This window comes from Holdemania sp. (genome assembly GCF_986127675.1).
In genome coordinates this window covers 1-22,239 of the sequence record NZ_CFQZWI010000002.1, presented here as the reverse complement: position 1 = coordinate 22,239, position 22,239 = coordinate 1, and the positions used below count along the sequence as shown (strand labels likewise).

Here is a 22,239-nt window from a genome sequence, read left to right as displayed (position 1 = left end):
TTTTCCACTGGTTTCATTATAGGAAAGCCAGAAAAAGAAACCCAGCGACAGATTTCGCCAGGTGTAAAACGATCAGACAATCAAGGCTGTTTGCCTGAATATTCAGATGGCAGCAGCGCGCCGTTTTCCGCCAGCGTGATCAGACTTCGCGCTTCCTCCTTAAGATCATAGCGCATATCATGGTCCAGCCAGTCCAGCGTTACCCCCAAAAGCAGGCAGCGGTAAAAATGCAGCACAGTCTTCAGAGCTTCCGGTTCATATTTTCCATCCAGTCCCGCCTGACGGGCATAAGCGTCCAACGTATTGCCGATCAGATCGGTCAGATGCTGCTGAAACAATTCGCGGCTGGCCGAATGATAAATATGCAGGGCCGCCTGCCGATACTTCTGACACCAGGCCAGCGCCTGATCCAGACTGTCCAGGAGCGAAAGCGTATCCCGCTGCTCGGGAAGCAAAGCCGCCGCCTGCTGGGCAAAGATTGCTTCCACCAAAGACGGGATATCCTCAAAATAATAATAGAACGTGTTTCGATTTAATCCGCAGCGTCCTACGATCTGCGCTACGGTGATCTTGTTCAGCGGTTTTTCCTGCGCCAGCGCCATAAAGTTATCCATGATCCATTGCCGGGTTCTGATCATTCCCATCACCTCGCCCGCATTATAGCACGATGCGAAAACCAAAAGAAATCCCCGGAACGACACAACCGAGGATTTGTTTAGATTCATAGTTTTCGGCTTACTGCTCGATCCAGACTTCAGAGAACTCGTTGGTCCCCAGCGTCATGGACTTTTCAGTGGATAACGGATGGTTATGAATTGTCGCCTTGATCGGATAGCTGTAGATTTCATCGGTAACGATGACCATCGGCAGATCACGCTTCAGGATTTCCTGAATCTGCTTATACACTTCCCCACGGGCCGCTTTATCCGACACGGCGATGCCCGCTTTCAACAATTCGTCAATTTCCGGATTGGCATATTTGGAGATGTTCAGCGAACCGTTGGAACCGATCCGGTTTTCAATCGCATTGGCGTCCGGGCCCTGCGAACCGGAGTTCATCGCCATATCGAAGTTGTAATTATCCAGCACCTTGGTCTGGAAGTTGGCGATTTCCGAAATATTCAGCTTCACTTCGATGCCGATTTCTTTCAGCTGCGCCTGAATGACCGTCGCGGTATCCTTGAAGTTGCCGCTTTCAAACGTGTCCAGCGTGCAGGTGAAATAATAGCCGTTTTCGTCCTGGGTATAGCCGGCTTCCTCAATCAGCTTCCTTGCCGCTTCCCGATCCATCTCCGGAATCCGCGCGGTGTCGCTCATCGCCCAGTCAAAGACCGGCGTCATGTACGTTTCCGGGACGCTGCCGATGCCCTTGGCCGCCTTATCGAGAATTTCCTGACGATTTAACGCCATGTCAACCGCCTGACGAACGCGCACGTCCGCAAACGGACCTTCTTTCAGATTGAACGAGAGATAAACGCGGCCGGTGGCGACATATTGGTAAACGTTGTAATTTGGATCCTGCTTCAGCGCAGCGATTTCCGAAGACGGGGCTTTGCCGAGAATGTCGTCGACTTCGCCATTCTGCCATGCCTGGAACGCTGTCGATTCATCCGGAATAATCGAAACGATTAATTCGTCGATATACGGCGCGCCCTTGAAGTAATCCTCATTGCGCTCCATGCGGATCGCAACGCTCTTTTCATACGAAACAAACTTGAACGGACCGGTGCCGACGGGCTGGAAGTTGGCTGGATTGGTCGACCAGTCGTACTCCGGCGTATCGTAGATATGCTTTGGCATGATGAAGGTTCCCAGCCAGCCGATCGTGGCGACAATCCCGGAATTCGGCTCGGAAAGATGGAATACGACGGTATTTGCATCCGGGCAGGTAATTTCGCTCAGCTGCTTGAAGCTGTTGGACTGATATCCTTCGGTACGGATCTTATCAAACGTCCACTTGACGTCCTCGGAGCTGAACGGCTCGCCGTCATGCCACTTCACACCTTCGTGAAGATGGAACGTCAGCGTCAGGCCATCGTCGGAAAATTCCCAGCTTTCCGCAAGATCACCGACCACTTCATTGGAAATCGTCTGCTTGACCAGCCGGTTGAAGATATTCTGATAGGCGACGACGCCCCAGTCGTCGACTTTCAAATCCGGATTGAAGCTGTACGGATCGCCCGCTCCGCGGACGATGTAGGTTCCTCCGCTGACCGGTTCGTCCGACGCGGTGGCGGCAGGTGCGGCGCTGTTCTCTCCCTGAACAGCACAGGCTGTTAACATGACGGCGCAGACGCCGACGATAATTTTCTTTACCCAGTTTTTCATCATTAATTTTCTCCTTTTCTGAATTTCGCTTAACCCTGCAGTTCAGAAAAGCAGTGCTCCGGAAACTCCGGTTTGTTTCCCCAGTTTCACGCCCTCAAGCCCCCTTTAATCAAACACAAAAAATCCGCCTTCCAATTAGAAGACGGATGATCAATCCGTGGTACCACTCCTATTATCCTGTCTGTTAAAACAGGATCACTCTGCGGACATCGTCGCACTTGCGAGAATGTCTTCTTCTATAACGGGAATTCCCGGCTTCCCCTACTCGGCCAGGCCTTTCAGTTCGCTGCTAACAGGGCAGTTGTCCCCGGTGTCCGTACTGCCTCGCACCTTCCGGCAGCTCTCTTAAACCCGACGTTCCAGTTTCTCATTTCCTGATCTATGCATTTGTGTTGATGGGATTAGTTTACCGCAGACCGAAAAACTTGTCAATTCTTTTTCAGTATTTTCTGAAAATTAATTCTCCATGTTCGTTTTCTCTATTTCAGCTTTCAGAAAATCGCAGTTAGTTTCCACAGCGGAGATGAAAAGCTTTGATCTTGATCTGGATAAGTTAGCCGGCAGACGGCGTGGCGATCAGAAACATCAGATCCCGCTGATTCTCCATTCCCTGTTCTTCGAAGAAATCATACATCGTCCAGTTGTAATAAAAACGTTCCGCCCCATAGACGGTATAGCCATCCTGATTGTGATCTGTCGTGTCGTAAGGATCGGCGACGATCAGAACATCATCCTGCGTCGTTTCCGTTCCCATGTTGTCATAGCCGATCACCACCTGCCAATGTCCGCCCCAGTCGTTCCAGGCGACCATCACCGGCGTGCCTTCCTTCAGCAGGGCTTCAAACCGTTCTAATGGAAAGGCCGCTTCCAGCTGATCAGCCGGATAATCCAGGCTGCTTTCCAGATCGAAGCCGCCAACCTGATTAAAGATCGCGATCATGGATTCCATATCGGTCGCTTCCGGGCTCAGGCCGTTGCTTCGCAGTTCTGCCAGTGTGCGCTCGGTCAGTTCGCCCAGCTGATCATAATAGTTGAAAACCAACAGCGCGGAAACCACCCCGCAGGACCACTCCGAAGTCTGCTGAATCGTCTGAAAATGCGGCAGAATCGTCAGCGTTTCCGTACTTTCGGCATTGTAAAAGTCAACTGTGGAAAAATAAGGTGAATCCGGATGATCGCCCTGCCGCTCAACCGCATCCGCGCCGGCTTCCGGATCCAGATCATCGCGGTAAGCCAGCTTCATCTGATCCGTAAAGTTGCCGCCTGAGCGAGTTGGGACGGAGTCCGCAGAAGCCAGAGGCGTCGGCGCGGCAGGCGCGGCGGAACAGCCCGCAATGAAAAGCAGTGCGCAAAGCACAGTCAATAATTTTTTCATAAAATGATACTTCCCCTTTCAAAATAGAAAAACAAAAACAGTTCTTTTCGTTTCTTCAATTTTCTTCCGGCGCGCTCCCTGCGCTTCAGGATAGAAAGACAAGACGATGGCTTTTGGCCGCTTGGTGATTGCGTGTCACAGAACTTTTTCAAAGCATTACGCTTTAGCATCAACAAGGGTAACCCTGTTTCAATTTCGGCATTTGACCCGGCTGTCCGAGGCCTGTTCTTCGTGGAACATCAGGTCATGCGGCCGGTCGTTTTCAACCGGCAATGACGTGGTACTCATCATTCAAAATCAACGGGCGTGATCGTCTGTTTTCCCATCCCTCCTTAACTTCAATCACGAAAAAATTATATCAAAAAAATTCGTCAGCGCAAGTATAAATTTAATAAAGTGACATTATCAGTTTAGCATCACTAAACTTTTGAACAATTTCTCTGGCTGAAGCCTGCATGATTGCGCAGCGGTGTTCTTCCTTAGGAGAAACGATCGGTTCCGGCTGCCTTCTGACCAAATGAAAACTGCCGCAAGATCCGGCAGCTTTCCTACATCTCTATCAACTTCTCCATAAACCACGTCCGCAAAGCCAACTGGGAAATTCCACAATGGATCGTCCCATTCTTCAGCATCCGCAGCACTGTTTTTGAATCAAACCAGGCCGCTTCCTCAACTTCGGCCGGATCGATCGCAATGTCCTCCGATTCCGCGGTTCCCGCGTAAACGTAAACAAGCTGATCCGACATGCCGTTGCTGGGATAAAATCGGCATAAGAGTCCTTTTGTTTGAACTTGAATTCCGGTTTCCTCCCCAACCTCACGGATTGCCGCAGATGCCGGGTTTTCGTCCGCCTCCACAGAACCAGCCGGGATTTCCCAACCTTCTTTGTTTATCGGATAACGCCAGCTGCGAATCAAAAGGATCTGACCGCGTGTGTTTTCCACCACCATGCCAGCCGAAGGCTGCGGATAATGCAGCACAGTATAGGACAGCTTTTGGCCGTCAGGATATTCCGCTTCATCCTGAAAAATCTGAATCCATGGATTTTTCAATACGCTTCTTCGCTCTTTGCACGTCAATTTCATTCCCGATTATCCTTTTGTTTAATACAGCTCGATCTGGACGATCTTGCCCAGCTTCTTGAGATTTTCAGCCATCCGTTCAATCATCCGGATTTTTGCCCGCAGCGAGATCGTCGAATAGGCTAACTGGCGGTGCGCGGGATTATCGGAACGACCGACCATGAACACGATTTTCGTGCAGTCCTGCAAAAACATTTTCGTCAGCAAGATCGCGCCATCTTCCTGCTTCGTCAGCAGAAACTGCTCGTAAAACTGCGGCGACTGAGCGCATTCGTGCAGATATTCATTCGCTTTCTGCAGCGTCAGCACCCCTTCTGTCACTAAATCCAGCCCTTCGATATAGGCCATCGGCGGGACGTCGGAGGTTAAGGATAACAGGTTTTCAATCTGGATTTCCTTGCCGGTAATCCGTGAAACAATGTTGGACGTCGTCCCGCCGCAGCAGATTTTCTTCCCCGTGGCGCTCAATAAACGGCCGACCACCTTGCGGTCGTCCTCCGGATGTTCCGGAGGCCCGACCATCACGCGGGCCTCCGTGGCCGGTACGATCTTGGCCGTGGCCACCGTCGAATCGTCGCCTGGCTGGCCCTGATACAGATCGTTGACGCAGGCCAGTAAAATCCGCGTCACCTCGCGTGCCGGATCAGTCGAGCGGCAATATTCTGTCAGATGTTTTTCCACATCGGCGTGATCCCAGCCAAAGTTCAAAAATGTGCCGACGCCGGCGTGGATAATCCCGTCGGAAAACACGACGATGAAATCGTTCGGCTCTACCTGAAAGCTGCTTTCCCGGATTCGCCGCTGCCCGATCACCCGCGTTGTCCGCGGCAATTCAATACAGGTTCCCCGGCGCATGATCACGGCGGCCGGATTATCAAATTCGATCAAATGCGCCGTCCCGTCGTAGTAAATCTGAACGATGGTGAATGTGGAGTATGCGATGCCGCGCTCCTGACATTGCGGCAGCGTCGCGGTGATCGTGTCGACTGCTTCCTGCAGCGTCGCACCCTCTGCCATCATCTCGCAGATGATCGTGCTGGTCAGTGTGGAAAGGATGTTCGCTTTCACCCCGCTGCCCAACCCGTCGGCCAAAACCAGAATGCAGAACTGATCGCAATAGCGGATCGCCACCTTATCGCCGCACAGTTCCTCATTCTTTTTGATCAGCGAAGAAAACGACGTTTCCACATGGATTTTTTCTTCAATCATCTTCATCCATCGCTTTCATCAGCCGCGTTAAGGCAACCTTGGACTTCGCCGTCGTTTCGCCTAACAGGCTGGCGATTTCCTGAACGACGCGCATCTGATCGTCGATGACGGTCTGCGCAACCTCCGCCGTCTTCATCTGCATCTGGCGGATGACTTTCTCCTTGGTTTCCTCCACCGTCAGATCCATTAAAATCAGGATGACATAGCGGTGGTCCTCAATCGAGATCATCGCGTGGTTTAAGATTTTATGATATTGCGGATATTCGCAGCGGTAATACTGGACGCCGACAAAATCCTGAAGCAGCTCATGCAGCCCCTGATCCGGCAGAATCGACTCGACCGGCATGCCGATCGGATCAATTTCCTGCAAATTCATCATATTCAGTGCCGCCGGATTGATCTCGCGCACGCAGTTATGCTCATCCAGCACGAGAATTCCATTCGGTGTGTTCTCGATGATCAGATTGGAAATCGACTGGGCGTGCTCGAGTGCGTAGGGCAGACAGAGCTTCGGATCCGCTTTGCCCTCCAGCACTGCGATCGCTTTGGCGCGGCAGCTTTCGTAACCGCAGGCGCCGCAGTCCAGCTCCTTTTCCCGCGTCGTCTTGCCCATCAAAAACAACATGTCCTTAATTTCTTCTTCGGTATGCGTCGTCCGCTCGATTGGATCGGCCTGCCACTTCGCGCGCAGATTCGCGGGCAGCTGGGCCAGGCGCACCTGATCCTGCGGATCCATGTTGCGCCGGATCGCGCTGCGCGCTTTCCATTCGCTGTGATCGACATGGCATAACAGCGGACCGCCCAGACAGGACTGTTCGCAAGCCGACAGTTCGAAGAAATAGCCTTCCATGTGTCCCTGAGCGATCGACTTCAGCGCATCCCGGACGCGGTCCATGCCTTCCGCACTGACCCGCTCGTACACTTCGTCCGAACTGCTTAAGGTGCGGATCACCCCGCCGGGGGTCGGATACATTCGTACGGTGCTGGCTTTCAGACTTTCCCATCGGACTTCCGGTTGTTCCTCATCCTCGTTTACAGGTTCGTCTTTCAGCCAGACAGAAAGATCCGGCATCGTTAACACCGCGTCGATGGCCCCCGCAAAGCGCGGATCGGCAGCTTCCTTCTGCTTCGCGATGCATGGCGTCAAAAACACCGTCTTCACACCCGGATAACGCTCTTTCAAATCATAGCCATGCGCGATCATCGGCGACACAACCGGCGCCAGCTGATCGACAAGTTCCGGAAAATTTTTCTCAACATAGGTGACGACGGCCGGACAGCACGTCGACAGAATGTTTTTCATCTGATGTTCCTCGATCAGCTTCATGTAAGCCTGAGAAACCAGCCGGGCGCCGACCGCCGTTTCCTCGATCACCTGAAACCCGATCGCTTTCAGCTGTCGTTTCAGCCGCGGATAGTCCGGCCAGACCGACGCAAAGGACGGTGCGATGCTTAAGGCCAGCGGCTGACCCTGAGCGATCCACTGACGGACCTGATCGACGTCGCTGTGAACCTTTTTGGCGCTGTGCGGACAGATTGCGTAGCATTTGCCGCACAGAATACACTCGTCTTCAAGAATCGTAGGCTGATGATTCTGATACGTCATCGCCTTGGTGGGACAGACGCGCACACAGCGCAGGCAGTTGCGGCAGTTCGCCTCGGACAGCTGGATGTAGCTCATGCCAGGGCCGCCGTAATTTCCCGCTCGAGCACTTCTCTGACATTATGCAGACCGACGCCCAGCAGCTGCTTGCCGTTAACGCGCAGTCCCAGGCCCTGTGTGCAGACCTGCATGCAGAAAGCCCCCTTCACATTGACCTGATCTTCCCAGCCTTTTTCTTTGATTAACTTCTGCAGAATTGTGACGACTTCATTGCTGCCCTTGACGTAACAGGCGCTTCCAATACAAACTTCAACAGTGACCATGTCGCTTCTCCTTTTCGCTTATTTTCGATGCATCGGCACGCCGGTAAAATCAAAGCTTTCCAGCGATTCCTCAATCGTTTTCTGTTGGCCGTTATTTTCTTTCGCCATCCGGCCTTTTGCCACCATCGGCGGCTCGATGACCGCCGGCCCGGCGATGCAGCCGCCCGGACAGGCCATGCCTTCCAGAATGTTGCCGGTAAACTTGCCGAACTTCATTAACGTCAGCTGCTTCTTGCATTCCATGCAGCCGTCGGCGTACACGCTCACCGGCTCGGCCATCGCTTTTTCCTTTGCGGCCTGCGCGACCGCTTTGCCGACACCGCCGCCCTGAGCGAAGTTGCGGCCGAAGATCGACGGATAGTCTTCCTCTTTCGCCTCTACTTCCGAAGGATCAATGTGTTTGGCGATCATCATCGCCGCGATTTCCTCAAAGGTCAGCACGTAATCAACGGCGGTGAAGGATTCCATCGCTTCCTGCTTTTTCGCCAGACATGGGCCGATAAAGATCACGCCGTGATCCGGATGGTCTTTTTTCAGCTTGCGGGCCAGCGCCATCATCGGCGATACGACGGTCGACATATTATTTTCATAAATCTGCGGGAAGTGCATCTTCGCCAGGTTGACAAAGGCCGGGCAGCAGGAGGTCGTCATCGGCACGCCGGCTTCCATCTTTTCCGCCAGCTCGGCCTGTTCCTCCCACGCGACGGCGTCCGCGCCCAGCGCGACCTCGTAGACTTTTTCAAACCCCAGCAGCTCAATGCTTTTCTTGATCTGCGGCAGGGTGGCGTTGTCAAACTGACCCTGAATCGCCGGAGCGACGATCGCAAACATCGGCGTTCCCATTTTCAACAGGCTGACGACCGGCACGATCCATGACATATCCTCAATCGCGCCAAACGGGCAGGCGGCCTGACAGGCGCCGCAGTTGATGCATTTGGTTTCGTCGATCTGAGCGATCCCATTTTCATCCCAGCGGATTGCGTCGACCGGGCAGTGCTGGGAACACGGCCGCTCGGTGACGACGATCGCGTTGTATGGACAGCTGCGGGCGCAGGCGCCGCACTCCTTGCATTTTGTATAATCGATCTGGGCGCGGTGCAGCCCCATGCTGATGGCATCGAACTTACACGAAGCCAGACAGGCTTTCGCCATGCACTTGCGGCAGTTGTCGGTGATCTGAATCTTGCGGATCGTGCAGCCGTCGCACGCCGCGTCGATCACCTGAACGATCTGACGCGGATTGTATGCCGCAGCTTCATCCGCCATTTTCCCGCACGCCAGGCGCGTGCGCTGCCGCAGGATTTCTCTTTCCTTATACACGCAGCAGCGGAATTCCGCCTTGCGCCCCGGGATCAGTTTGCGGCTGATCGCGGCCGCGCTGTCGTCCGTCAATTTTCCTTCATAAGCCAGCTGTGAAATTTCCTTGAGCACGTCGAACTTGAACTGACGTGCTTCGTGATTGAACATGGACATTGTTTTCTCCTCCATTGCTAACAAATTCACATTACCATAGATAGCGCTGATTTTCAATTCTGAAAACCTACTTTTATTATCGCATATTCCGCAAGTGCTTTCAAAATAATTGTAAGCTTGTTTAACAATCGTTAAACTTACTATTTCCTGGGAAATTCAAGGCTGAAAAACAACCTTTAAACGGCGTTGTTCCTCAAAACTCTCGTTCCGGCTTCCTGCTGAAACAGAGACCTAAGAAGCAAAACCGGCTTATTTCCCGATGCTCGTTATCAACGGAATTCAAAGCACGAAAAAAGAACCCGCATTTTTTGCAGGCTCTTCATCTATGTTATTGATTCTATTTATACCGATGAACCGCAGCGGCTGTTTTCCAACATTTCCGCAACTCTCTCTATGACATCAATTCGATTCCACTGCTGAAACCAAACCGTTCTCATTTCTTCCTCGCGTTTACCCTTAATCCTCACAAAATGGCTGTTTATCTGTTCGATGGCTGTTTTGTAAATTTTCAGCAAAATGGGAAGTTGTAAGAAGCATCACACGGATCTGCGATTCATCGCGCAACGCCAGCGTTTAGCGGCGGTATCCTCTCTGTCCAGGTTCCATTTACTTTAACCTCCTTAGAATAAACGTTCCGTTTATTCTGAAAGCTTCGCTCCTCTTACTTTATCAGCCTTAATGGATTCATTGAGAAACTAGGTTCTCTCCTTAACGGACTCAACCGTTCTGATCGGCTGTCTGAGGGATCGGCTTCCTCTGTTTGAAGATCTCTTTCCTTATCTTCGACTTCATTATAAACAGAGTTTTCAAAAAAGTAAGCCCTTTCATTCAAATTTTTTTCGTGCTATAATAAAAATGTTGAGGGTTGCCGTTTCAGGACAACCCTTTTTTACTGTATTCCACGTTCCGATCTTCCTCTTTTTCCCATTGCAGCTCCATGCCGCCCTGCGACCACAGGCTTTCATGAACCTTCACGCCATGATGCAGCAGCGTCACATGTGCCCGGCCGCTGAGACTTTCCTGAATCCGGCCCTGCATCCGCCCGTTATGCGGCGATACCAGCGAACAGGCCGGACCGCATTCCAGACGGATCCGGATCTGCCAGCCGCCCTGATGAAACCGCAGTTTGGCCCACCCGGAACCCTCTTTAAACTGACGGCAGCGCAGCGATTCCAGGCGGCAGCCGGTATAGGTCGCAAAGCGATGCAGCTGATCGCGCAGTTTGACGACAAGCAGACAACCATTAAATGTCAGCGGTCCTAACGGGATACTGGCCAGCGACAGGAAGAAGCACGAATCCGGTACGCCACACTGGTTGGACTGAAACCACAGATAGCGCTGGGGAAACGAAGTGCCGCGATCCTTTTCCAGATAACCCACGCCGGTTACGGGAAGCGAACGTCCGTTGGCGATGACAACGCCTTCCATGCGGTGATGCAGGCTGATCACGCCATGCACGCATTCCATATTTTTCAAATACGCAAACGGTCCCATGATCGTCGGGGCGTACCGGGAAAACGGCAGCGGCGTCAAGCCGCTTAAACGAAGCCGGACTTTCAGCTTTGGCAGATCGAGCTTCACGCGCGTCAGCGAAAATTCGTTGCTTCCCAGCGTCAGATGAAACGGCGACTGCCGCACTACCGCGTCCTGCCAGCCAAATTCCGCCCATTGTGATTGATTCGTCAACGTATCCGTCGTCTGAATAAAAAACGGCGCGGCTGAATGCTGCGGGCTGAAACCGACGATCACCGCCAGCGAACAACGTGGGTCGCACAGCCGGAAATACCAGCCTTCAAAATAATCTTTCTTTTCGCCAAGGGAATGCAGTCCCATTTCTTCTCTGCGGATCTGTGCTGCACGCATCCAATCACCTGCTTTCCCTTGCAGTATTTCCCACACGCGGCAACCTTAATCCTCAAAAATTCAGAAAATGAAAGACAACGGGATAATCTTGTACAAAAGAAAAGACGGAAAACATTCCGTCTGGGTTTGATCTAGGGCAGAATCGTGCCGATAAGCGGTTCCAGCTGCCTCGCCATCATCGGCCTGGCAAAATAAAAGCCCTGATACAGCGTGATCGGATAAGCTTTTAACAGCTTCAGGATGCGGGCGTTTTCCACCCCTTCAGCCACCAGTCTGATTTCCAGCTTGCAGCACAGCGACACGACGCTTTCGATAATCGCCAGATCCACCTGATTTTGTTCGCTCAAATCCCGGATAAACGATTGATCGATCTTCACGGAATCGGCCGGCAGGTTGCGGATCAGCAGCAGCGTGGAATACGCGATGCCGAAATCGTCGAGCGACAGATTGAAGCCGAACGCCCGCAAGCGGGCAAATTCCTGCGCCAGTCCTTCAAAGTCCTCGACCTGACAGCTTTCCGTCAGCTCAATCGCAATCTGACGCGGGTTGATTTCCAACCGCCGGGCTTCCGCGATCAGAAAATCGGCAAACCCGGGATCCTTAAACTGCAAATAGGAAACGTTAAACCCGGTGATAAAATCCGGACTTTTGCGCTGCCAGGAGCGCGCCTGGGCAAACACCTGACGGACGATCCAGCGGCCGACCGGAAGAATTTCCCCGGTGTTTTCCAACAGCCGGATCATTTCCCCGACGTCGGGATCGGCATTCCACCTTAACAGCGCTTCGCAGCAGACCACGCGGTGATCCTGATCGACTAACGGTTGATAAACCATTGAAAAGCCCTCGCACGCATGATTGACAGAGCGCGCCAGCATTTGCTTCAAACCACTTATCCGGCGGTATTCGGACGAAACCTCGAGGCTGAAAAAGACCAGCTGAGAACGCCGGTGTGCCTTGCCATGGGCCAGAGAATGTTCCAGCTTGCTGATGAGCGCCTCCTGCGTCGTTCCATCCTGCGGCACGCAGACAGCGCCGCCGGTGATTTCCAGACTGACTTGCCGGCTGCCCAGCTCTTTTGCCGCCTGCCTCAGCGCTTCAAACACGCTGCCCGCCTGATTGCGGCTGCCGTCGGGAATCAAAACGGCGAATTCATCGCCTTCAAACCGGTACAGCGTCGCCGCCATCGGGCAGACCTGACGCAGCTTTACAGCGAAATCCGCAAGAATTTCATCGCCTCCGCGATATCCATAATTGTTGATGACTTCGCGGAAACCATCGAAGCCGACGACCATCGCCACGCCTTTGATATCTGTAAAGTCCAGTTCGGCAAACTCCCGCATCGTCGGCAGACCGGTCAGCGGATCGATTTTATTGCGCGCGTCCAGGCGCGTCATCATTCCGGCGAACAACCACGGTTCACCCTGTTCGTTTTTCATCATCGTGCCGCGGCATTCCAGCCACACATAATCGCCGCTCTGGCTGAGTGCCCGGTATTCACAGCTGTGGTGCGTCTTGACGCCGGAAAAAACGTCTGCGATGTCCTTCAGGTATCGGCCGCGATCTTCCGGATGGATTTTTGCCTTCCACAAAGCAGCGGCATTTTCCATATATTCGCCCGGCAGGCCGAAAAAGGTCACGGCATTTTTCGACCAGTGAGACAAATCCCGTTTGACGTCGCAGACATAGATATAAACCTGTTCAGAAGCTTCGGAAAAAGCGGTGAACAGAGCGTTGTCCAAAATCGTAGGCATCCGTTTTCCCCTTTCGTATCCTTTTCTATTTTAGGGAATTCCTGCCAAATTTCAAATTGATTACCTAAACGGATCGTTTTCCGACTTAAATCAGCGTCAAATACAGCCCAGATGCGCCAATGCCCGGGCGATGCCGTCTTGATCGGACGAAGTTGTGACATAATCCGCGAGCGCCTTCACTTCTTCCACGGCGTTGCCCATCGCCACTGCCGTGCCGGCCAGCTTCAACATTTCCACATCGTTGTAATTATCGCCAAACGCCGCGACTTCTTCAGGCGCAATTTTCAACTGATCGATCAGCTCCCGCAAACCGACCGCCTTGTTCATGCCGCGCCTCACGACGTCGTAGCCGTCGGCGGAATAGCGCAGAAACGCCAACTCTGAATCGGCATGGAAGACTTCATCCACCGCCTCAGGCTCGGCATGCACGCTCGCGCTTTGCGGCAAAGCGCTCAGATGCCGGTCTTGCGTAGGACAGTCGATAAACGGTTCCGGTCCGATATCCGATTCTTTCTGCGGCTGCAGCCAGTCGATCTTCTCCGGATGTTGATAAATATAACAATGGTCAAGAAACTTCCAGGCCAGCCCCGCCTGATGAGAACGGCAGAACGCGTTGACGCGCTCCACCTGTCCCCGCGATAAATCATGATGCGCCAGAATCCGTCCCTGACCGTCGGCGACCACCGCGCCGTTGACCGCCAAAATGTAATCGGGGTTCAAGGCGTTAAGCGCCGCGCCCAATCCGTAATGCGTCCGTCCGGTCGCAATCACAAAAATCAGGCCGTTCTGCTTTGCCTGTGCGATCGCTTCCCGGCATGAGCGCGGTATTTCATGGCGGTTTAAATCATACAACGTCCCATCGACGTCAAAGACCAACAGTTTTATCATCGAATCATCACTCCTGGCCTTATTGTACCAGAATTCACTCATCCCGGGCGCGTTTTTCCCTTTCACAGCTCAGAAAAAAACATTTTCCCGCAGGTTTGCGCCTGCTTTGGGAAAATGTTTTGTCAGTGCCAATCCGCCGGCTTCAAGCTTCATCCTTCGCACAACACAGCGCGGCATAGTCCTCCTCCGGCACCGGCCGGGAGAAATAATAGCCCTGGATGTAGCGCGTGTTAATGGATTTCAGGAAATCGACCTGGGCCTGTGTTTCCACACCTTCGACGATCACCGGAATATTCAGGGAATGGGATAAATTGACGATCGACGCGATCACCGCGCCGCTGCGCTGGGCATTGTTTTCATCGGAGCTGATAAAGCCCATATCCAGCTTGATGATATCCACCGGCGCATCCTTGAACATGTTCAGCGAGGAATAGCCGGCCCCGAAATCGTCCATCAGCACGGTAAAGCCGGCCTGCTGAAGCTGCCGGATCACCGCGTAAATTTGTTCGGTATCCTCAGCGCAGGCAGTCTCCGTAATCTCCAGCTGCAAATCTGCGGGCTTCAATTCATATTTTGCGATCAGATCAAGAAACAGAGCGACCAGATTGGTGCGGTAGAAGTTATACTTCGAGACGTTGACCGATATCGGCAGAACCTGCGCATGGAGATGGCGCTGCCGCTGCAGAAACTGGCATGTCTTTTCCCAGATATAATAGTCCAGCTTCATGATCAGGCCGTTTTCTTCCAGGACGCTGACAAACTGCCCCGGCCCTAACAAACCGCGGGTCGGATGCCGCCAGCGGGCCAACGCTTCGCCGCCGATCACGCGGCGGGCGATGATATCGTATTTCGCCTGGATATAAATGATCATCTCCCCGCGCTCCATCGCCCCCTCGATTTCATCCAGAACCTGCTGCTCGCGGATGATCCGCTGGCGCTGCTGATCCGTGTAGAAGCCGACCTCGCTGAACATCGGATCGATCCGGTTTTTAGCCGCCAGGGCAGCGCGGTCCTGCATCAGCTTCATCGGCAGCGAGCGATCAGTGATCGGATACACGCCGTATTCCAGAGACAGATTCAGATCGCTGGGATAGTCGCTGAGAATCTCCTCACGGCCATTGGCCTGATACGCTTCGCAGGACGTCATCAACATGAAATGATCCGCCGTAATCCGGCACGCCAGCGAGCCGGGATAGCGCCGGCAATAATCCTGCAGCCGGCTGCCGATATGACTTAACAGCTGATCGGCCTGTTCCACTCCGAGCAGTTCGTTGACGATCTTGAAGCGCCGGATGTTGATGTAGATCAGGTAGTAGGGCTGCGGATCCTGCATCAGCAGGGCCCGGGCTTTCTCCGTGAACGTATCCTCGTTGTACAAACCGCTGATCCGGTCCATTTCCGCCTTGTGTCTGAACATTTCCGTGCGCCGCCGCTGGATTTGTTCCTCGGTCTGCTTGCGGCTGCGGTAAAGCAGCAGCGTGACGCCCAGAATCAACGCCAGAGCCAGCGAGGCGACAAGATATCGGTTGGCTTTCAGCCAGTCCGTCCATGAGGGTTTATAGTGCAGGCCGAGGGTGGAATCATAAATGATCTGATTGATTTCTTTCTGCGACAAACAGGCGATCGTCTTGTTCAAGATTGTCATCAGCAGTGGATCGAGATCGACGCTGGCGGCGAAACAGGGCTGCAGCGCCGGGAATTCCAGCGGGTAATTGTCCTGCAGATCGCTGATCCCCGGTTTCCAGCTGTAATAATTCAGCGTATAGGAATCGCAGACCGTCGCGTTGGCGTGATGATCGGCGACCGCAAGCAGACACTCATAGAGCGAATCAGCATAGAGGATCTGACCGGATGGCATCTGATTTAAGAATTCGCTGTTGACCGCGGTATTTTCCGTTACGATCAGACTGAACCCTTCCGCACTTTCCCCGCCGAAATCCTTTGCGTTGACCACAACCATAAGATCCAGCTGCAGCAGCGGATCGCTGAGCTGAACAGCGGCGTTGTGCGTCAGCCGCAGATTTCGCCGGGTAATGCCGCAATAAAGTGCCTGACGGGGATTCTGTTCGAGAAACGCGACGTAATCGGCATGCGGCGGCTGCGGAGTAAGCGCAAACCGCAGCCCTGATTTCTTTTCGATCAGCGCCAGCAGCTGCGGCCAGATGCCACTCAGCCTGCCGTTTTCCATACCGGCAAAGGGAATCTGCGAACCGTCCAGACCGACGGGAATTTCCCCCGCATTGCGGATATAGGCGTCTTCCTCGCGGGTGAACAGCGGCTGTACGGAATACTGGCTGTCGCCATAATACTCGTCGTACAGATGAGCTTCAAAATAAGGATCCGCCAGCTGAATTTCCTTTAGCGCTTCGTCGATCTGCGCCATCAGATCTGGCCGGTTCTGGTTGGTAATGATGTAAAACGGCGCCGGTTCCAGCTTGAGCACGGCTTTCGCTTCATTGTGCAGCGCCAGCCCGCCGCTGATGATCAGGTCGACCTGGTTTGACAGCAGCGCTTCCATCAGCTGATTTTCCGTCTTATATTCCGTCTGCGGACAATCCAGCCCCTTTTCCTGCGCATATCTCTGCCAGCTTTCATTTTGATAGCTGCCCTGAAGCAGCCCGACGCGCAAGCCGTTCATCGCCGCACTGTCGTCATAATACACCGCCGCGTCTTCGCGGGCGTACACAACCGCCAGCTCCTCGCCGATCGGCTGGTGTGAAAATAGAAACCGCCCGGAGCGCTCTTCGGTATACTGCGCGGTCATGACCAGGTCGATCGCGCCTTCATTTAACTGATCGAGAATCTGTTGCCAGTCGCCATAAACATATTCATAGCGCCAGCCCGTAATCCGGCTGATCCGCTCGAGCAGTTCGACGCCGTAGCCGGTGTATTTTCCCGTTCCGGTTTCTTCTATAAAGCCGGCGTAGTCAATGTAGCCGACGCGGATGAGAGGCGCTTCCGCTTTCACGGAAGCCGGCGGCAATCGCGGGACGCTGAAACACAATCCCAGGCAGAATCCAAGCATTAAAATCAGACTGCGCTTTTTCATACGGCTTTCTCTTTCCTTCCTGAGGAGCGGTCCGGTTCAGGCCGCTGCCCGTTTCCCGGCGGTCATGGTCTTGTATATTTCTGTATTGTTCTATAACAGGATTATATCATTGATTTGTCAGAAATTGGGGAATATTCCGGTTTCTCTCCGCCGGATCGCCATTCTTACCCTAAATCGTTCACTTTTTACGTTTTTGTTTTGGATTGCTTCATGATGCACCGCGTATGCGCCATCTTTTAAGCTGGAATTGACGGCAGGATGTAAATCAGACAGACAAAGAGATCCTGTTTGGCATTCATACTGCGCCTGAATCCGAACGATTGCCCAACATTTCTCAAACGGATCCCGGGTTAAAACCGTTGAAAAACCAATAAAAAAGCGGAAGAACCGGAGATGTTTGCCCCGTTTCTTCCACTGCGTACCTCTGAGATTGTAATGAATTTCACCGGTTGCCGTTTACGCTGAGCGCTTCGCCGCCGCAGCCCCGGCTTTGCGTCCGAAGTGACAGGTGCCGATGACCGCGGTGCCGCTGCCGGGATAGTACGGGCCAACCCAGCCTCCGGCATTTAAGCCGGCTGCGTACAGGCCTTCGATCACCTTGCCGTTGACGTCGACCACTTCGCAATCCGTCGTAATCTTCAAGCCGCCTAACGCGCCCAAGTTATACGCGGTATTCTTATAGGCGTAGAATGGGCCGCTGATCGGCTCAAGGCCGTCCTTGCGGCCAAACGGATCCTTTCCAGCCGCAACATCTTCGTTCCAGTCCTTCATCGTACGGACCAGGCCTGCCGCGTCGATGCCCAGCTTTTCCGCCAGATCCTCCAACGTATCCGCCGTGATCACCACGCCGTCGGCGACGTCCTTGGCTACTGTATCCGGCGTCCATGGCGCACCGTCCGATTCCAGACTGCTCGCGCCGAAAATCATGTACGTCGGGCCTTGCAGCTGCATTTCCTGCTGATAGATCGCGCGGTAATGATAAGCGTATGTTGCATCCTCGCAGACAAACCGGCGTCCGGCCTGATTGACGATGAACGACGGGAATACCGGTTTGCGGTTATCCGTCGCCGCGCCGGTCTTGCCGCAGAAGTCGATTGTGCCGCCGCTGACATAGGCCGCGCCCAGCTCCATTCCCATGCGGATACCGTCGCCCGTATCGGTAGCGACACACAGACAGATCTGCGTCGTATCATCCCAATACTGCTGCGGATTCAGTTCCTTCGCCATTTCGGCGTTCTGGTCGACGCCGGCGGCTGCCAGGATGACGCCCTTGTTCGCCTTGATCGTGATCGTCTGACCGTTCTGAACCGCTTCTGCGCCGATCACCTTGCCATTGTCTGTGATCAGCCGGGTTACTTCGGTTTCATATTCCACGACCGCGCCCAAGCCCTCGGCAACCTTTAAAACCGCCTGCACGTAGATTCCGCCGCTGCCGGAAGCGCCGCCGCCTTCATAGACGTGAATCCGATCAGCCAGGACGTCGTCCTTTAAATAAGGAACGTGGCAATGACCGTAAACGCTCGTCCATTTTAAGCCGCAGGTGCTGGCCAGCCATTCGATGTCCGCCGGCGCGCCCAGCGCCAGATCCTTGACCAGCGCTTCGTCCAGCTGTCCTTCACCTTCCGCCATCCAGCATTCAAAATGCTTTTCCGGCGTATCGTCCTGATACTGCGTAAATTGTTTCTGATAGGTTGTGCCCGCTGCCTGCATGACGCCGCCGGACAGATTGGTTGTCCCTCCGGCTACGCCCGCCTTCTCCAGAACCAGCACCTTGGCCCCGGCTTCCGCCGCAGCCGCCGCTGCGCACACCCCGGTGCCGCCGGCGCCGACGATTAACACGTCGGTTTCCTTTGTCCAGCTGATCGTGGACGCCGAGGCCTTCGGCGCATCCTCGCTGCTGCATCCGCCCAACATCCCGACGGCGGCCAGTCCCAATGTGGAAGCGGCGGCGCCTTTCAGGAAATCCCGGCGGCTGATTGATTTCTTTGCCATGTTTCTTTCCTCCTGCTTTGTGATTTTATTATCCAATTCAAAGAAAGAAGATTCAAGAAACAGGTCGGCATTTTTGTTTCTCTTTGTCCGCAGCTTCACGATCAGTCGTTGAAATATGGCTTAAATTGTTCCGGCAGCGTGTCGAAAGACAACTGAATCATCTCGTCGATATCCCGATCCATGCCCTTTTCCACCCATTCGCACATCAGCTCGAGATTGCCGTAAATATGTACCCGCAGCATCGCCATCGTATGCCAGTCCTGAATGTCCTCGCCGTTGCGTTCCAGCGTTTCCGCATACAAATTCAGACTGATTTGAAAGATATAGTTGCGCAGCGAATTGGGATCGTGTGAGCGCAGCGCGTTCTGGAAGAAAAACAGATTTTCCTGAAATACCTGATACAGCGCCTTCACCGAATCATGCCAGCCGCAGCCGTCCAGAAAGGTATAGAGCGTCTTATCCAGAATTTTCTGATAGCTCTTGTTGACCAGATCATATTTGTCCTGATAACGCCGGTAAAAGCTGGAACGGCTGACATGCGCCTGTTTCAGCAGATCGTTGACGGTCAGTTTGTCTAACGGCATCCGCCGCATCAGCTCGATCAGCGCGTCGAACAGACATTGTTCGAGTTCTTCTTCATTCTGATTGATCGCAATCGTCATTTTCATCCTCCTTCCCGCTGGCGGCGTTTGTCCGCCGCGTTTAACCCTCTCTATGATAGCGAAAGGATCACGGCTTGACAATCGCTTTTCCCTACTTTCCCACCATGCCTGGCTGAAAGTACAAAAAACGCCGGCGAACCAGCGTTTTCTGCGCTTACAGCTTCAGGATATAATCGGCTTTGCGCGGCTTGGGCTGCGGCGCTTCGCCTTCCGGAATTCCCAGCGCCAGCGCACCGACGCCGCGCAGGTTCCCGCTTAATCCCCAGGCCTTTAACAGCGCCTTGCCTTCCTCGCTGTCAAACATCTGGCGTTCGCGGTGAATCCACACACTGCCCAATCCCAGCGCATGCGCCGCCTGCATCATCGTGCACAGCACGCAGCTGCCGTCTTCAACCCAGGTGCTGACCGTGCTGTCGGCCAGCACCAGAATGATCACCGGCGCGCCATAGTAAGGATCCGTGCCCGGATTGGCATACTCGGCGTTCATGCGCGTCAGCTGCGCGCGCAGCTGGGGATCTTGAACGGCGATGATCACCGGCGATTGTTTTCCCTGACCACTTGGCGCATAGGTTCCTGTTTTCAAGACGATATCCAGCAGTTCGGAAGATGGGGCTTCGGAGTGAAAACGACGGATTGCCCGGCGTGTTTGAAGATCTTTGATCGTAGCTTCTGACATTTCAATGACCCTCCTTTTTGTCTCCATTATACCGCGTCCGTCAAGCACCGGCTGGCTGACGATCATGAAAATGCGTCAGGAAATCGGCCAGCTGCGCTTCCGTCAGCGGCCGGGAATAATAAAACCCCTGGATCAGATCGACGCCTTCTGCTCGCACAAACTGATCCTGTCGGGATGTTTCCACCCCTTCCGCCAGTACTTCATACCCCAATTCATGAAAGACCCGGATCAAATATCCGAGCATCGTCGCGCTGCGCTTGTTTTCCACCGCCGACACGACCAGGCTGCGGTCCAGCTTCACTGTGCTCAGCGGCATGTGCATGACTGAATCAATGTTGGAATAGCCGGTGCCAAAATCATCCATCTCCATCTTCACGCCATGTTCCATCATCGCCCGGGCAAAGCGGATCGTTTCCTCCGGATTTTCCGCCAGAGCTGTTTCGGTGATTTCAATGATGATCTGTTTGGGATCGGTCCGGCATTCCTTCAACGTTTGCAAGACGGTTTCCGCCAGCTCCGGCTGAACCAGCTGGACGGCCGAGAAATTGACATGAACCGCCGGCAGCGGAATTCCCTGATCCTGCAGCCGGGCGATCATCGCGCAGATCTGCCGCAGAATCTGCCAGGTCATCGGGATGATCAAACCGGTTTCCTCAGCGATCGGTATAAATTCAGCCGGAGACAGCGCTCCCAACGGGCTTTCGGGAATCCGCATCAGTGATTCGACCGCGCTGATGCGTCCGGTCTTCACCGCCACAATCGGCTGATAAACCATAACCAGCGCCGCTTCCTGCAGCTTTTGTTTTAAGATTTCAATGATCTCCGTGCGCCGCCGCATCCCTTCCAGCATCGCCGGATCGCAATAGCATGTCGGCCAGTGATGCAGCTTCGCCTGATTGACCGCGTATTCCAGCCCGTTGATCAAGCCTTCAAGATTTTCCGCACTGTTGGGATAAGCTGCCAGCCCGATCACCGCATGCAGCCGGTACTCATATCCGTCGACGTGAAACGGCCTGTTAAACAGGGCCAGAATGTCCTGTTGGAGTTTTTCCATTTCTTCCGGCGTGCGGTTGTGGATCAGCAGCGCGAATTCATCGCCGGAAAACCGGTATACCGGATACGGCGCCGCCATCGTTTTCAACGTCGCCGCGATCTGTTTGAGGAAGTGATCGCCGGTTCGCTGGCCGAAGTGATCGTTGATCTGCTTGAAGTCGCGCAGCGAAATCACCATGACTGAAAACAGCGAACGGCCGCGCTGCATCGACAGGTTGATCAGCTTCTGAAATTCAAGGCGGTTGCCCAACCCGGTCAACGGATCCAGAGAGATCTGCTTGTTCTGCAGATAGAGATAAATCAACAGGATCGCCGTCGTCGCCGCCGAACCGCTTAAGACGACGTGGGGAAACAGCTGCTGGACTACGATGACGCTGCAGGCGATCAGCGGGAAAACAAATAGAATGCGATAAATCTGCGGCTGAAGCCAGCGGCGGTACCGCCGCACCAGCAGCACCGAAATCAGGCAGTAGAAATAAAAAATAAGATATGTTGCAATGATCAGCGGGCCGCGCAGATACATCCCCGCGCGAATTGAAAACAACGCGCCGGTGAAGGGGTTCAGCAGCACCAGCGCGGCATAGAAAACGCCGGGCAAAACGCCGAGTATTAACGCCAGCCGTCCCCCCGCGTGTTCCTCGAAAATCGTCGCTGCCGTGTAGCAATAATACGCCAGCCCCATTAACGGCGTCGCTAAAAAATAGATTTCCGTCACGCCCCAGCACAGCCACGATTCAACCCAATGCGGACTGGCCAGCATAAGCGTTGAAAGGACGTTCGATACCATCGCGGCAAAGGTCGCCCCCAGACAGCACTGAAACATCCGGTTTTTCCACGACGGCAGCAGCGTGCCTTTGTGGGCATACACCAGAATGATCGATAAGAAAACAAAGATCGGAAGAGCACACGTCT

Annotated in this window: 16 protein-coding genes; all 16 read right to left on the bottom strand. The window is 53.8% G+C overall.

The window, feature by feature from the left end; translation table 11 throughout:
* Positions 1-80: 80 nt before the first annotated feature.
* Entirely contained in the window at positions 81-638 is a 558-nt protein-coding gene (locus AC5OW4_RS00590) for a TetR/AcrR family transcriptional regulator (RefSeq protein WP_493676519.1), read from the bottom strand.
* 97 nt (positions 639-735) lie between these two features.
* Positions 736-2,328 carry an ABC transporter substrate-binding protein gene (locus tag AC5OW4_RS00585; RefSeq protein WP_493676518.1) on the bottom strand — a complete coding sequence of 531 codons (1,593 nt, stop codon included), beginning with the start codon at positions 2,326-2,328 and terminating at the stop codon, positions 736-738.
* A gap of 553 nt (positions 2,329-2,881) precedes the next feature.
* The gene (locus AC5OW4_RS00580; protein ID WP_493676517.1) at positions 2,882-3,703 is read right to left on the bottom strand and encodes a C39 family peptidase; all 822 of its coding nucleotides are present in this window, start codon (positions 3,701-3,703) and stop codon (positions 2,882-2,884) included.
* A 548-nt stretch (positions 3,704-4,251) separates the two neighbouring features.
* On the bottom strand, positions 4,252-4,788 hold the full coding sequence (locus AC5OW4_RS00575) for an NUDIX hydrolase (RefSeq protein ID WP_493676516.1): 537 nt from the start codon (positions 4,786-4,788) through the stop codon (positions 4,252-4,254).
* An 18-nt stretch (positions 4,789-4,806) separates the two neighbouring features.
* Entirely contained in the window at positions 4,807-5,994 is a 1,188-nt protein-coding gene (locus tag AC5OW4_RS00570; RefSeq protein ID WP_072686144.1) for a SpoIIE family protein phosphatase, read from the bottom strand.
* Entirely contained in the window at positions 5,987-7,675 is a 1,689-nt protein-coding gene (locus AC5OW4_RS00565) for a [Fe-Fe] hydrogenase large subunit C-terminal domain-containing protein (RefSeq protein ID WP_493676515.1), read from the bottom strand. The genes AC5OW4_RS00570 and AC5OW4_RS00565 overlap by 8 nt, the downstream gene beginning before the upstream one ends.
* The gene (locus tag AC5OW4_RS00560) at positions 7,672-7,920 is read right to left on the bottom strand and encodes a (2Fe-2S) ferredoxin domain-containing protein (protein WP_493676514.1); all 249 of its coding nucleotides are present in this window, start codon (positions 7,918-7,920) and stop codon (positions 7,672-7,674) included. The genes AC5OW4_RS00565 and AC5OW4_RS00560 overlap by 4 nt, the downstream gene beginning before the upstream one ends.
* Positions 7,921-7,938: 18 nt before the next feature.
* A complete protein-coding gene (locus AC5OW4_RS00555; RefSeq protein ID WP_493676513.1) occupies positions 7,939-9,393 on the bottom strand; it encodes a 4Fe-4S dicluster domain-containing protein in 1,455 nt (484 codons plus the stop codon).
* 873 nt (positions 9,394-10,266) lie between these two features.
* A complete protein-coding gene (locus AC5OW4_RS00550; protein WP_493676512.1) occupies positions 10,267-11,256 on the bottom strand; it encodes a hypothetical protein in 990 nt (329 codons plus the stop codon).
* Positions 11,257-11,387: 131 nt separating this feature from the next.
* Entirely contained in the window at positions 11,388-13,007 is a 1,620-nt protein-coding gene (locus AC5OW4_RS00545) for a bifunctional diguanylate cyclase/phosphodiesterase (RefSeq protein WP_493676510.1), read from the bottom strand.
* Between the two features lie 96 nt (positions 13,008-13,103).
* The gene (locus tag AC5OW4_RS00540; protein ID WP_072685812.1) at positions 13,104-13,895 is read right to left on the bottom strand and encodes an HAD family hydrolase; all 792 of its coding nucleotides are present in this window, start codon (positions 13,893-13,895) and stop codon (positions 13,104-13,106) included.
* A gap of 142 nt (positions 13,896-14,037) precedes the next feature.
* Positions 14,038-16,944: an EAL domain-containing protein gene (locus AC5OW4_RS00535; RefSeq protein WP_072685810.1), complete on the bottom strand. Its 2,907-nt coding sequence runs from the start codon at positions 16,942-16,944 to the stop codon at positions 14,038-14,040.
* A 456-nt stretch (positions 16,945-17,400) separates the two neighbouring features.
* The gene (locus tag AC5OW4_RS00530) at positions 17,401-18,936 is read right to left on the bottom strand and encodes an FAD-dependent oxidoreductase (protein ID WP_493676509.1); all 1,536 of its coding nucleotides are present in this window, start codon (positions 18,934-18,936) and stop codon (positions 17,401-17,403) included.
* Between the two features lie 101 nt (positions 18,937-19,037).
* Complete coding sequence (locus AC5OW4_RS00525) at positions 19,038-19,598, bottom strand: TetR/AcrR family transcriptional regulator (RefSeq protein ID WP_072685806.1); 561 nt, start codon at positions 19,596-19,598, stop codon at positions 19,038-19,040.
* Between the two features lie 154 nt (positions 19,599-19,752).
* A complete protein-coding gene (locus AC5OW4_RS00520; protein WP_493676508.1) occupies positions 19,753-20,274 on the bottom strand; it encodes a nitroreductase family protein in 522 nt (173 codons plus the stop codon).
* 40 nt (positions 20,275-20,314) lie between these two features.
* The coding region (locus AC5OW4_RS00515; protein WP_493676507.1) for a putative bifunctional diguanylate cyclase/phosphodiesterase at positions 20,315-22,239 on the bottom strand (1,925 nt) is incomplete at its 5' end.

Excerpts from the sequence above, each read along its gene's own strand:
- AC5OW4_RS00590 (WP_493676519.1), bottom strand. The coding sequence starts at position 638 with ATGATCAGAACCCGGCAATGGATCATGGATAACTTTATGGCGCTGGCG.
- AC5OW4_RS00585 (WP_493676518.1), bottom strand. The coding sequence starts at position 2,328 with ATGAAAAACTGGGTAAAGAAAATTATCGTCGGCGTCTGCGCCGTCATG.
- AC5OW4_RS00580 (WP_493676517.1), bottom strand. The coding sequence starts at position 3,703 with ATGAAAAAATTATTGACTGTGCTTTGCGCACTGCTTTTCATTGCGGGC.
- AC5OW4_RS00575 (WP_493676516.1), bottom strand. The coding sequence starts at position 4,788 with ATGAAATTGACGTGCAAAGAGCGAAGAAGCGTATTGAAAAATCCATGG.
- AC5OW4_RS00570 (WP_072686144.1), bottom strand. The coding sequence starts at position 5,994 with ATGATTGAAGAAAAAATCCATGTGGAAACGTCGTTTTCTTCGCTGATC.
- AC5OW4_RS00565 (WP_493676515.1), bottom strand. The coding sequence starts at position 7,675 with ATGAGCTACATCCAGCTGTCCGAGGCGAACTGCCGCAACTGCCTGCGC.
- AC5OW4_RS00560 (WP_493676514.1), bottom strand. The coding sequence starts at position 7,920 with ATGGTCACTGTTGAAGTTTGTATTGGAAGCGCCTGTTACGTCAAGGGC.
- AC5OW4_RS00555 (WP_493676513.1), bottom strand. The coding sequence starts at position 9,393 with ATGTCCATGTTCAATCACGAAGCACGTCAGTTCAAGTTCGACGTGCTC.
- AC5OW4_RS00550 (WP_493676512.1), bottom strand. The coding sequence starts at position 11,256 with ATGCGTGCAGCACAGATCCGCAGAGAAGAAATGGGACTGCATTCCCTT.
- AC5OW4_RS00545 (WP_493676510.1), bottom strand. The coding sequence starts at position 13,007 with ATGCCTACGATTTTGGACAACGCTCTGTTCACCGCTTTTTCCGAAGCT.
- AC5OW4_RS00540 (WP_072685812.1), bottom strand. The coding sequence starts at position 13,895 with ATGATAAAACTGTTGGTCTTTGACGTCGATGGGACGTTGTATGATTTA.
- AC5OW4_RS00535 (WP_072685810.1), bottom strand. The coding sequence starts at position 16,944 with ATGAAAAAGCGCAGTCTGATTTTAATGCTTGGATTCTGCCTGGGATTG.
- AC5OW4_RS00530 (WP_493676509.1), bottom strand. The coding sequence starts at position 18,936 with ATGGCAAAGAAATCAATCAGCCGCCGGGATTTCCTGAAAGGCGCCGCC.
- AC5OW4_RS00525 (WP_072685806.1), bottom strand. The coding sequence starts at position 19,598 with ATGACGATTGCGATCAATCAGAATGAAGAAGAACTCGAACAATGTCTG.
- AC5OW4_RS00520 (WP_493676508.1), bottom strand. The coding sequence starts at position 20,274 with ATGTCAGAAGCTACGATCAAAGATCTTCAAACACGCCGGGCAATCCGT.